The sequence below is a fragment of the Ferdinandcohnia sp. Marseille-Q9671 genome (assembly GCF_976954385.1).
In genome coordinates this window covers 310,609-322,777 of the sequence record NZ_CDRJTA010000004.1, presented here as the reverse complement: position 1 = coordinate 322,777, position 12,169 = coordinate 310,609, and the positions used below count along the sequence as shown (strand labels likewise).

At 37.8% G+C, this 12,169-nt stretch carries 13 protein-coding genes; 8 read left to right on the top strand and 5 right to left on the bottom strand.

Features of this window, described 5'->3' with window-relative positions; translation table 11 throughout:
- Window positions 1–54: 54 nt before the first annotated feature.
- Window positions 55–423: a YisL family protein gene (locus tag ACWNMY_RS16800; protein WP_449539408.1), complete on the bottom strand. Its 369-nt coding sequence runs from the start codon at window positions 421–423 to the stop codon at window positions 55–57.
- 198 nt (window positions 424–621) lie between these two features.
- On the opposite strand from ACWNMY_RS16800, the gene ACWNMY_RS16795 reads away from it, so the two are divergent.
- A complete protein-coding gene (locus ACWNMY_RS16795) occupies window positions 622–1,812 on the top strand; it encodes an ornithine--oxo-acid transaminase (RefSeq protein WP_449539407.1) in 1,191 nt (396 codons plus the stop codon).
- Window positions 1,813–2,222: 410 nt separating this feature from the next.
- Here the strand turns inward: ACWNMY_RS16795 and ACWNMY_RS16790 are convergent, their stop codons facing one another.
- Window positions 2,223–3,128, bottom strand: a complete 906-nt coding sequence (locus tag ACWNMY_RS16790) for a fumarylacetoacetate hydrolase family protein (protein WP_449539406.1) — start codon at window positions 3,126–3,128, stop codon at window positions 2,223–2,225.
- Between the two features lie 625 nt (window positions 3,129–3,753).
- Here ACWNMY_RS16790 and ACWNMY_RS16785 point away from each other — a divergent pair.
- A complete protein-coding gene (locus tag ACWNMY_RS16785) occupies window positions 3,754–3,921 on the top strand; it encodes an aspartyl-phosphate phosphatase Spo0E family protein (RefSeq protein ID WP_449539405.1) in 168 nt (55 codons plus the stop codon).
- 15 nt (window positions 3,922–3,936) lie between these two features.
- On the opposite strand, the gene ACWNMY_RS16780 is transcribed toward ACWNMY_RS16785, so the two are convergent.
- Complete coding sequence (locus tag ACWNMY_RS16780) at window positions 3,937–5,130, bottom strand: DUF418 domain-containing protein (protein ID WP_449539404.1); 1,194 nt, start codon at window positions 5,128–5,130, stop codon at window positions 3,937–3,939.
- A gap of 177 nt (window positions 5,131–5,307) precedes the next feature.
- On the opposite strand from ACWNMY_RS16780, the gene ACWNMY_RS16775 reads away from it, so the two are divergent.
- The 6 genes from ACWNMY_RS16775 (at window position 5,308) to ACWNMY_RS16750 (ending at window position 7,522) form a co-directional block, all read left to right on the top strand.
- On the top strand, window positions 5,308–5,529 hold the full coding sequence (locus ACWNMY_RS16775; RefSeq protein WP_449539403.1) for a spore germination protein: 222 nt from the start codon (window positions 5,308–5,310) through the stop codon (window positions 5,527–5,529).
- Between the two features lie 14 nt (window positions 5,530–5,543).
- On the top strand, window positions 5,544–5,762 hold the full coding sequence (locus ACWNMY_RS16770; protein WP_449539402.1) for a spore germination protein GerPB: 219 nt from the start codon (window positions 5,544–5,546) through the stop codon (window positions 5,760–5,762).
- 119 nt (window positions 5,763–5,881) lie between these two features.
- Window positions 5,882–6,448: a spore germination protein GerPC gene (gerPC, locus tag ACWNMY_RS16765; protein WP_449539401.1), complete on the top strand. Its 567-nt coding sequence runs from the start codon at window positions 5,882–5,884 to the stop codon at window positions 6,446–6,448.
- Window positions 6,449–6,450: 2 nt separating this feature from the next.
- Window positions 6,451–6,630 carry a spore gernimation protein GerPD gene (locus ACWNMY_RS16760; RefSeq protein WP_449539400.1) on the top strand — a complete coding sequence of 60 codons (180 nt, stop codon included), beginning with the start codon at window positions 6,451–6,453 and terminating at the stop codon, window positions 6,628–6,630.
- A gap of 6 nt (window positions 6,631–6,636) precedes the next feature.
- A complete protein-coding gene (locus tag ACWNMY_RS16755) occupies window positions 6,637–7,014 on the top strand; it encodes a spore germination protein GerPE (protein WP_449539399.1) in 378 nt (125 codons plus the stop codon).
- Window positions 7,015–7,303: 289 nt separating this feature from the next.
- The gene (locus ACWNMY_RS16750) at window positions 7,304–7,522 is read left to right on the top strand and encodes a spore germination protein (RefSeq protein ID WP_449539398.1); all 219 of its coding nucleotides are present in this window, start codon (window positions 7,304–7,306) and stop codon (window positions 7,520–7,522) included.
- A 53-nt stretch (window positions 7,523–7,575) separates the two neighbouring features.
- On the opposite strand, the gene ACWNMY_RS16745 is transcribed toward ACWNMY_RS16750, so the two are convergent.
- Together ACWNMY_RS16745 and ACWNMY_RS16740 are read right to left on the bottom strand one after the other, a co-directional pair.
- Window positions 7,576–10,968 carry an AAA family ATPase gene (locus ACWNMY_RS16745; RefSeq protein WP_449539397.1) on the bottom strand — a complete coding sequence of 1,131 codons (3,393 nt, stop codon included), beginning with the start codon at window positions 10,966–10,968 and terminating at the stop codon, window positions 7,576–7,578.
- Window positions 10,965–12,149 (bottom strand): exonuclease SbcCD subunit D, encoded by a 1,185-nt coding sequence (locus ACWNMY_RS16740; protein WP_449539396.1) that lies wholly within the window; start codon window positions 12,147–12,149, stop codon window positions 10,965–10,967. The genes ACWNMY_RS16745 and ACWNMY_RS16740 overlap by 4 nt, the downstream gene beginning before the upstream one ends.
- Between the last annotated feature and the right edge of the window lie 20 nt (window positions 12,150–12,169).

Below are 12,169 nucleotides of genomic sequence, written 5' to 3'. Positions count from 1 at the left end.
AACACAGAAAAAAACAAAAAAGCTACCATAAATGGTAGCTTTTTCACAATATTGTTAAGAACCCCATAAACCGAGTGGAAGTCTCATGCCTAATGCAATCGTTAATACAATCGCTATGATTAATAGAACCCAGAAAAGACCAGTTGGCTTACCTTTACTAGAGCGCGCTAAGATCATTTCCATGAATCCAATGACCAAGATTCCTAGAATTGCTTTTCCTATGTATTCTCCGTCAATTGCTACTCCACCAAATAGAAGAAGTGCTCCTGTTGCTAAAACGAATAAATAGAATAAACGGAGAATCATTTTAACAATTTTTTGTGATTTCTCTTTTCCTGCCTTATTTAGAACTGTCGCTGCTATAACGAATAAGATAATAGCAACTGCCCAAGAAGTAATATGTGCATGAGTGTTTACTGTCATGTACTACTTCCTCCCTTTTATCATTTTACATTCAAGGATTATAATAGCATGTTTATAGCAAAAATAAAAAGGTTCAATCTAACGAATTCACTATCTCTACAGTAAATATGTCATTTTTGTGAAGCGACAATTCCGTTGATTCAACTGTTTGAATAAGCTATTGTAAAGATATAAACTATTTTACCGGAGGGATTAACTTTGAGTAAATCAGAAGAACTCATTTCATTAACCGATAGATACGGAGCTCATAACTACCACCCACTACCAATTGTAATCTCAAAAGCTGAAGGTGTTTGGGTAGAGGACCCAGAGGGTAACAAATATATGGATATGCTTAGCGCTTATTCAGCAGTCAATCAGGGACACCGTCATCCAAAAATTATTCAGGCATTAAAGGATCAAGCTGATAAAATTACATTAACCTCTAGAGCATTCCATAATGACCAGCTTGGACCTTGGTATGAAAAAATAGTAAAGCTTACTGGTAAAGACATGGTCTTGCCTATGAATACAGGTGCTGAAGCTGTAGAAACTGCATTTAAAGCAGCGCGTCGTTGGGCATACGATGTAAAAGGTGTAGCTGACAATCAGGCAGAGATAATTGTTTGTGAGGATAATTTCCATGGCCGAACGATGACAGCGGTTTCAATGTCATCTAGTGAGGAATATCAACGTGGCTTCGGCCCAATGATTCCGGGGATCAAGGTGATTCCTTACGGAGATATTGATGCATTAAAAGGAGCTATCACGCCCAACACCGCTGCCTTTATCTTTGAACCAATTCAAGGCGAAGCTGGTATAAATATCCCACATGATGGCTATTTATCACAAAGTTATCAGATTTGTAAGGAAAATAATGTCCTATATATCGCAGATGAAATTCAAGCCGGTCTTGCTCGCTCTGGAAAAATGTTTGCTTGTGACTGGGAAAACGTTGTCCCTGATATGTATATATTAGGGAAAGCGCTTGGCGGTGGTGTCTTCCCAATCTCTTGTGTTGCTGCGAATCAAGATATTCTTGGAGTGTTCAACCCTGGTTCTCACGGTTCCACTTTTGGAGGGAATCCCCTTGCATGTGCTGTATCCATTGCAGCAATTGACGTAATACTTGAAGAAAAGCTTGCTGAGCGTTCACATGAGTTAGGAACATATATGGTTGAAAAACTACGTGAAATTAACAACCCAATCATAAAGGATGTCCGAGGTAGAGGATTATTCATCGGTGTAGAGCTTACAGAAGAGGCTCGCCCCTACTGTGAAAAACTAAAAGAAGAAGGTCTACTCTGTAAAGAGACACATGACACAGTGATCCGTTTTGCCCCACCATTAATTATTTCTCAAGACGATTTAGATTGGGCCATTGAAAAAGTGAAAAAGGTATTATCTTAAGAACAAAAGTGCAAGCACTCGAAAGGAACGTCCACTAAAGGTTGCCACGTCATGTGGCAAACGCTGATGACAGCACATCCTTGAAAATGCTGTGCATTTTCTTCGTACTATGATATGCTGTCGAAGCTTGTCCTGTCCTGTGCAAGTCCGACAAGCATAAGACGATTTAGAATAGAAGGCGCTCTTTGCCTTCAATTCTAAATTGGCTTATGACCTCGAGCTACTCAGTAAGCTTTTCGCTAGATACCCTTAGAAGCCTATTCAAGGTGAAAATTGGCTATGCTCTGGAACTGGATGTTGAAATACTTACCCACAGTTCAAGAATTTTATAATTTCCCAAACATGGGCAAAAGGGCTTCCCAAATGAATGGGAAGCCACTATTTGTTCTCACAAGAGTATTCTCTTTTCCTTACTCCTCTATCTTGTTTCGCAATGTACCAAGACCATCAATTGTAATTTCAATTACGTCTCCCGCTTTTAGGAAACGTGGTGGGTTAAAACCCTTTCCAACGCCAGCTGGGGTTCCTGTAGCAATGATATCACCTGGTTCTAATGTCATTCCCTGAGAAATGACTGAAATAATTGTTTCGATAGGAAAAATAAATTGATTTGTATTACCTGATTGTCTAACTTCTCCATTTACCAAGGTTCTTACCGAGAGATTATTATGATCTTGAATTAATGATTTATGTACTAGCATTGGGCCCATAGGGCATGAAGTATCTAGACTTTTTCCAAGAAAGAACTGTTTGTGTCTAGATTGAATGTCACGAGCAGTTATATCATTTATGATGGTATATCCAAACACATAATCTAACGCTTCGTTTTCCTTTATGCCTTTACCTGTTTTACCAATTACAACAGCTAATTCACCTTCGTAGTCCAATTGTTCCGTTATATTCTTATGATTTAACACGGTTTCTTCATGACCTACTACTGTTGTTGGCGTTTTCGTAAACAACATAACGTGTTCAGGAATATCATCTACATTTCCCATTTCAATAACATGCTCTGCATAGTTTTTCCCAACACAGAAAATATTTTTACTTGGTCTAGGAATTGGCGCCTTAATTAAAACGGTATCTATCGGATATTTAACATTCGCTTCAGGACGTTCTACTGCCCACTTTTCAATTTCTTGGATCCTGTTAAGAAACTCATCGCCTAGAGCAATACATTCAACTAGAGTTTCTGGAATTTGTGATGGTACGCTCATTTGCTTTTCTGCAGAATGAACATCTAGGACCATATCAACACTCTCGTTCATTACACCGATAAATTGCTTTCCATTCTTTTCAGCTGTTACAAACCTCATTATGATCACCTCATTTATCAAATGCGCCTCAGCGTATTTGCGCCCGACTTTTTTGCCCACAGGAAGTCGTTCATAAAGACGATGCCATAGGAAGTAGCATAGATAGTCTTTTTATCTTTTTGCTCGAAGCACTTCATTGAAAAATCGGGGCAACAGCCAGAGGCTTTGGGCCAACACGATGTTGGTCACTCAGACGTTGCCGCAGGATGTGGCGTCTCTGTCTTTAGTTCCTTAATTTAAGCCGGGGTATGAACCCCACTAAATCGATTACTCTTACTGCATACATTTCATCACTTAAAAAAGTTGGGACTTTTGCCTAATACAGTATATATTCTATATTCACATATCTTTTTCCTCCTCTGTAATTTTGTAGAACTTTGTAGTATTTTGTAATTATTTTAGAGGTTTTAGCGAACTTGTTTTATTCTAAACCAAGGTAGGTATAATAATAGTACAAGCGCTTCTATACTACTTTAGACTAACAACCATGGTAATTTGTACTAGTAGAGATTGATAAATAAGAGGCTGTTCAAAAAGTATGTGAAAATAACACATCCAGAAGTTCCAGCAACTCACATTTTTCACCTCCTTTTTGAATACGTACTAAAAAAATGGAGAAATGAAAATGTTCATGTTGAAAATTGCGATTGAATTAAAGCGCCGGAAAATGACAAATTTAGCAAACCGGCATGGCTTTACTGCTGGAGAGACAGTGAAGTGTAGTCAAGAATTAGATGAATTATTAAATATGTACCAAAAAACAAGACAGAAAAAATTAAAGATGGTAAATTAGAAAAAGCAATTCGCATTAGCGAATTGCCTTTTTTCTTATGTCAACTTTCTGAGCATACGTTAAGGTTCTCCAAACCCACTCAAAAGGACCAAACCGGAACTTTTTTAACCATACATAACTAATTCCAATTTGGACGATATAGATTCCGATGGCGAGAAGGAAACCAGTAAATAATTGTACTTCACCATATAGCCCCAACCCATAACCATAAAAAATGAATGTACAAACGATTGACTGTAGTAAATAATTACTTAATGAAAGCCTTCCAACGAAAGCTAGTGGGGAAAGGATTTTCTGCCAAACTGGTAATCTCATCAATAATACAATCGATGTTGCATACAAAATAGCTGTACCTGGACCCCCGATTGTATCTTGTAAATATTCAGTGGCAGGATTCTTATCTGTATAATATGGAAGTAGTTTCATAGGAACACCCACAACAAGTGAGACTAGCCAGAGTATCTTTACCTTTTTTATATGTTCACTTGCCTCAAACCATTTTGCTTTTGCAATAAAAGCTCCTAAGAGAAACATTGGAAGCAGTGTAATTAGTAACGGAATTGCACTTGTCAAATTGTTGACATAGTACCAGTCCTCAAATCTCTGTGCTGTGATTTCCCAGAACCCACCATTAGCGTAAACTTCAGCTGATGCTAATGCAAGGTGTTCGTTGTACATAACTGCACTTATATCTGGTTCAATCATTACAGCTAAGAACATTAGACCTCCAAGAATTAGGTTAGGAACAAATAGTAAGAGTAACGACCAAATAAGTAAGGTAATAGGTTTTGCCTTATGAAATAATAATAAAATGGTGCCCACAATCGCATATGTAATTAATATATCGCCATGCCAGATAAGAAAGGCATGAATACATCCAAATAATAAAAGCACAATCAGTCTTCGTGAAATAAGTGGATAGAATGAATATCCTTTTGCAACTGCTCTTTCTTTAAAAAGAATCATTCCAAACCCAAATAGAAACGAAAATAATGTATAAAAGCTAGCTTGTGCAAAAATATCGACAAAGCTATTTGTCCATTGATTAAGTTCTCCAGTCCACCATGTACCTTGATTCATATAGAGAATTGGCGAGAAGAAAGATGGCATATTCACTAAAAAGATACCAAAGATAGCTAATCCTCTAATCACATCTATGGACTGAATTCTTGCAGTCCCCATTACAGGTGTTAATTGTTCATTTCTCACTCTTACAACTCCTTTACTTTTCTCTATACGATTATAAAAGAATAAATCTGGAAAGACTAGGAAAACTTTCTAGTAGTCTCTCATTCACAATTTCTGGGCAAGAATCATAAAATACAACAACTTCAGAATGAACCATAATAAAATCGTCAAATTTGCGTTGTAAAAAGGGTGTTATATATGCCAGCAATTGTAGGAGCAATAAAGGTAAATAGTATCGGTAATAGCAGTGTCATGAATATTGGTGATGTATATCAAATTTCCCCTAACAGCACTGCCAAAACTTTTGCAGGTGCTGGTTCATTTAACACTGGAGATGGACTTCGAATTTATAATAATCAAAGTGTAACAAACACATATGATACAGATAAAATTGACAGCGTCATTGTTGGAAATGCATAAGGAGGGACACACTTATGAACTTTTATATAAATCAAAGCATTTGTATTCAGACCTTACGAATAGGAAGTGTGAGTAACTCTTCTGTCCTACAAATAGGAAGTGCAGGCTTGATTAAACCTTCTTCCCATCTTTATAATACTGGGGGTTTTACTGAACCCGCTCCAGAAATTGGAGAGCAAACTTCCCCTGTGGAAACACCAGCAGTTCCACTTGTTTCTCCTACCTCTTCATAGGCATTCACCCATTGTGCATAACATGCATAATGTAAACCATCAGCATTTTGGAAAGGGTGAATGCCTTGTACTCGTATCCTTATGATGTTACCCCTTATGTTCGGAGTCTTCACTACTACATGGATCAGCAGAACCAACGAATCAATCAATTAGAGGAAATCATTCAATATTTACAAAAAGAGATTGATGAAATCAAGAACAAGCCTATCACTCGAATTGATAAAATTGAATATAAGTTTGACCAACTTAAAGTTGAGACGTTAGAAGGAACATTAAATATTGGTCTTAACCCAATGAACGGTGAACAAGTAGAAGATTTTTCTGTTTCACAATCTAAGATGAATGTTCCAGATGTAAGACATATCCACAAGGACTTAATAAATAAGGTTCATGATGAAATAGATACGTTTTTAGATCATGATTGCTCCAATTATATTCATGGTTTCTTAAAGCAACAAAGAACAACAGTTTCAGAAGAGCATGTCCAGTTTATAATTGAAGATATCCGAAAACAAATAGATGAGCGGATCATTATCTATCTAGAACAAAAGCAAACTGAGCTCCAGGATCCGAACAGAGAGAATGAAATATCTCAATCAATTGTTCAAATGGTAAAAACGGATATTCAAAACTCCCTAGATGCGTATCTAGGAAATCTCCCAGAAAATTTAAAAGAGGGGAAATAGACATGAATTTTACAGTAGTAAATAAGGAAATACATGTAGGTAACATTGAAATAGTCGGTGTTTCAACATCATCTGTTTTTATTGTTGGGGATGCAAAAACAATTTCTATGGCTTCTGCATTTGATACGCCTCCTGAATCCTTAATCATCGGCCCATATGTCCCACTTGCACCACAAGGATGATGTAACGTGAATCGAATATCCATCGTTGATTATATTAAAGTCAATTCGTTATCTTTTAGTAGCATATTAGAGATTGGAGATTCCAAAAGTATCACTCCTATTTCTCAAGCACTAGCCGTTCAAAGGGAGGTACCACTTTTCTTTACAAATGAAGGAGATTTTTCCGAATTTCCTATTTTTTCTAGAGATTTACCGAAAGTAAAAATGAATGAAGTTATCGACATGAAAGTAGTTAATCAGAACCCGATTATTAAGGTGAATACTATAAAAGTAACTGGTGTTTCCTCTGCAGCTGTTATGCAGGTCGGTTCGACTGAGCAAATAAGAACTGAATCAAAAGTAAAGCATATACGAAAACTTCTTGATGATAAAAGTGGAAAGTGAGTGGTCACGAAACGCCTATCTCAACATAATGTAGTAGTATGAAAATTGTATTTTTAAAATTACTTGTTCAAAAAGGAGGATGAAAAGGACCTCGTCGACAAGAACGCCACGTCCTGTGGCATTGTCGACACTAGCACATCCTGTGCGTCGAAAGTTCGAGGCGGCGCAGTTTTGAGTAGCGGAACGTATGTAGTTAATACGTGAGCAACGGAAAAACAAGCCAACGAAGAAATTCGATGTGTCATTTTCACCGGACTTTTTTGAACATCCTCTAAAAGGATGACGTAGTATGCCCTCAATTGTAGGACCAATAAAAATAAACAGTGTAGGTGGCGGAGTCGTAAATTTCGGAGACTCCTTCTATGTATCTCCAAAGAGTACTGGTAAGAGCTATTCCGGATCAGGCTCATTTAACACAGGAGATTTCTTATGTACGAATAATGGAGTGAATGCAACAAATACAAATGATGAAGATTTTGCAGATCAGCTTATAAAAGCAAATGCGTAAAAAAGTGTAGACAAAGCTTATAATGACTTTGTCTACACTCAGTTATTGCTTTTTTACAAGGTTTCCAGTCTTACCATCGTTCCCCTTCCTGACGGTTCAGCCGGTTCAACAATAAGACGTTTCGGCAATCTTGCCCTGAGTTCCTGTACATGACTAATGACACCAACTGCTAACTGTTTGGAATGAAGCTTTTCTAGAGCAGACACAACCGTGTCCAATAAATCAGCATCCAACGTTCCAAAACCTTCATCTAAAAAGAAGAATTGTAATGGATATTCACCTCGTAGTTGAATTTGTGCCGATAAGGACAACGCAAGAGCTAAGGATGTTAGGAAAGTCTCCCCCCCTGAAAGAGAAGACACAGGACGCCTTACGCCCCCATTTGCATCGTCCCGCATGATAAAGCCACCCTGGGAATCAACCTCGACTGCATAGCGTTGTCTTGTTAAAATACCAAGACGTTCGGTCGCTTCACGACTTACATGAACAAGTTGCTCCTCCGCAATAAATTCTACAAAACTGTTTCCTTTAAAAATAGACTGAAGCTTGTTATATTGCTCTACTAAGGTCTCGAGTTCATTTCTGCGTTCCTCAAGCTCCTTAAAACGATCATGCTTATCCATAAGAACTTGTAGTGCATTTAAAGCAGCCCCTCTTAATTCAACCACTTGATTAAGCATTTCTTTCATCTCGGAACGAACTTTTTGAATTTCGTCCCATTTCTCCTCTGATATCTCTTCGCCTTTTAGTAAATCATTTACCTTCTGTAAGTCAGTTTGAACTTGCTTGAAACGATCCCAATAGCTCTCAATCCTTGTGTGAAGGGTTTCTAATTCAAGTTTTGAAATAATAGATTCTCTTACACTAGAACTCTGAGTAAATGTTGTTGAAGCTAACGCTTGGTTCCATTTCGTCTCTGCCTTTTCTAGACGGACTTTACCATCCTGTAGTGCTTGTAAAGCAGCATGTGTTTCATTTTCAAGCTTTTGACATTCGGTTTGTATTTGTTGCCAAGTTTCATAACTGGTAGCTTCAGTTTCTTCCAGCTTCTTAATCTCTTGTTCAGTTTCGTGAATAAGTAGGTCTATGTTATTGTCTCCTACTTCGTTTGAAAGTTTTTCTCGCGCTTCATGCAATGCCTCTTGTTTACTACGTAGGGTCGAATTGGTTTCTGCAATCTGTCGTTCAAGTTCATTGCACTCGTCTTGATATCGTTTCCTTTCTATTTCTTGTCGTTCATGAAGCATTGTACTATTTTCTATTTCCGTCGATAGGGCTTGTGCTAATTTATCATTTTTGGATATTTGTTCAAGTCTCGTTTCAACCGAGTCTAAATCAAGATTTGAGTATGTCTGCTTCCAATCTTTTACTAACTTAGTCTTCTTTTCGTGTAATTTTCCAACACGTTCCTGAAGCTCAGTGAATGTTTTTTGATTGTACGACCTCGTATGCTCCAAATGACTTACTTGTTGGACAAAAGATCTAACTTCTTGGATAACTTTTCTACCAGTTTCTTGAAGTTTCAAGTAATCCTGATGCAAAGATTTCTGTTCCACCATAAGGGATTGGAGGCTGGCATGTACATCTTCAACATTATCATTCGTTTTATCCTGTTGTTTAGCTTGTAGTGGAACGCTCATTTCACCAGGGTATTCTTGTGTTAGTCCATGAGAAATTTGTTCTAACTTTAGTTTTAAGGTTGAAAATTCTTGCTGGATACTCCTTGTATTCACAATAGCCTTAGTTAGTTTATCCATTTGAGCTTCTATTGCTTCACTTTGATCCTCGTGAACCAAAACAGGATTTGGATGATGCGTAGAACCACATACAGGACATGCTTCTCCAGTTTGCAGCTGTGTTGCAAGTTGGATAGCGAGAGTATTTCTTCGATTTTGCTCTACTTCTCCCTTCAATTCAGAAAGACGTAGCTCCACTTTATGAATGAGTTTTTCACTCTCTCTTACTTTTTCACAAACAACTTCATAAGCACCCGCATTTTTTAAAAATAAGGCTTCCATTCTTCGTTTTGCTTGAAGTAACATATCATTTTTTAAAACAAGTTCTTTTTCTGTTTGTTCAAGCTGTTGACGACTATTTTCTAGTTCAGACATTTGCTCCTTAAGGCTAGCATCTGTATACAAAATGGTTTGTTTTTCATCATAAGCTTTTCTAAGTTCTTCACGTACATCCACAGATACAGATAGTGATGCAAGCTTTGATTTACGCTCTTTTTGTTTCTCCACATTCTCAGCAATAGAAGTAGAAATTCCCTCTATTTGTTTCTGTTTAGTAGCTGCGATAGATTGTAGGTTATCTATTTTCTTCTGTAGCTCATAGGCATCCTTTTCTAGAACAATAGCCTTTTCCTGCACCGTTTTAGCATCTGTAAGTTGCTGTTTTTTTGTTAGGTAGAAAGGTAGTTTTTCAGTTTTTTCTTGTCGGGCTATATGATATTCTTTCGCTTTGTTCTCATTTTCTGCTTTTTTTGTTGAAAGAAGGCCTTGAAGAGATTGATAACGATTTTGTGATGCAAGTAATGCTACATTTGCAGACTCATATTCCTCTAGATAAGGAATGATCCGTGAGGCTGTTTCAGCATTTTCCACCTTGTTTTCAAGTTGCTGAATTTGCTCTTTTTCACTTTCTATGTCAGTCAGCTTCTTTGTTAACGTGCTCTTTTCCTTTTGCCATTCCCAAATATTTTTATTTTTTTCATAGTCTGCTTCCACTTTATCCACTTCGTTTTGGCGCTTTTTAAGAAGCAACTCTACATCCTGGAGATCTTTTTCAGCAGCTTGAATAGCCTCAGTGGATGCATCTCCCAATCCGGTTTGTTCAGCTATTACCTCAGATAGTTCGTGTTTGGCATTATTTAGCTTATTTTTCAGCTTTTTGTTAAACTTGTCTCCATACTGCTCAAGATTAAAAAGGCGCTGAAGCATTTGTCTTCGGTCCACGCCCTTTAACGACAAAAATTCTGCGAATTTCCCCTGTGGGAGCACAACTGCTCTTGTGAAGTCATCAATTGTTAAACCTAATAATTCCTGTATGTGAAGATTGACTTCAACAATTTTATCTGCAAGCACAATAGACTCATCACCTATTTCAATAAGGCGACTCGTTGAGGACTTTACTTTTAACTCATCCTGGCGTTTAAAGCTTCTCTCAATCATATACCTCTTTGCACCTTTTGCGTTTTCCAGCTCAAATGTTAAAGAAACATGAAGCTGATCTTCTGCATGATTTAGGATTCCATGTGTATTATTAGAAGCTCGTTCAACTTTTCCATAGAGTGCCAGAGTCATAGCATCTAATATAGAAGATTTACCACTTCCAGTTGGTCCAAAAATACCAAATACTCCCCCTTCGCATAGGGAACCGAAATCGACTATTTGTTTCTCCCGAAAGCTATGAAGCCCCGCTATTGTAAGTGTGACTGGTTTCATCCTTCATCACCTTCCTCTTCACCTTCATCTGTTATAAGCTCTAAGAACAATTTGGTTAATTCAGGCTCTGGCTTAGCTCCACCGGTTTGTTTTTCATAAAACCGTAAAAATAACTCATCAATTGGAGTGCTCATTTTCACAGATCGCTCAGATTTTTCTTTTTCCAACTCCTCAAAAATAGGACGTATATGAATCAGACCGCTATGATGCTTTCGCAATCGATGTATCTCTTCAATTGAAAGTGCATTTGTAACGTGTATCTCGAGGTCAATCCATGCGTTTGCATCTTTTCCTTCATCAAGCCATGTGTATACCTGTGAAAGACCCTCTGTCGCTTTCCATCTTACGAGCGGCTTACCACTCGATAAAAATAACTCTGACATTTCAACCGGCTGTGATGGTTTTGCATCTAATATAGTAACTGATTTAGCATAACCTGCCTCTGAAAAGCTGTAAGCTAACGGTGAACCTGAATATCTAGCCATCGTATTTGCCCTTTTAATCATTTGTGGACGGTGTAAATGTCCTAAGGCTACATATTGGGCTGATTCAGGAAGACTTGTTGCAGCTACTGTATATGCTCCACCCACCTCAATTGGACGTTCTGAATCCGAACCACTACCACCTGTTACATAGATATGACTCATAGCCATATTTACCGTTTCCGGAGTAAATGACCGACTCATTTCCTCAAACATCCCTTGAATTCGTTGATCATATTTATCTCTCAATAGTAATTCTTCATGGGATTCAGATAATACTTCTGATAAACGAGATTCAGAAGGATATGGTAGAGCAGCAAGTTTTAATGTTTCACCTGTAGTTGGAACATATATTGTTTGCACATGCATTGTTGGTAAACCCAGTAATTGAATCCCTTGTCCATGAGCGAGTGGCGAGGCTGCTGAAAGTCGTTCTGGATTGTCATGGTTTCCTGCAATCACTGAAACTGGACGCTTTCCACCATTGGATAAGCGTGAAATACTCTCATAAAATAATTGCTCGGCTGCTGCAGGTGGGTTAACCGTATCAAAAGCATCTCCAGCCATTAACACCACATCGATTTTTTCTTCTTTAACGATTTGTATAAGCTCATCTAAGAACTGGGCTTGTTCTTCTATTCTACTTCTTCCTTCTAGAGATCGACCCAGATGCCAATCAGCCGTGTGAAGAATTCTCATTTTTTAACCCCTTCCATTAT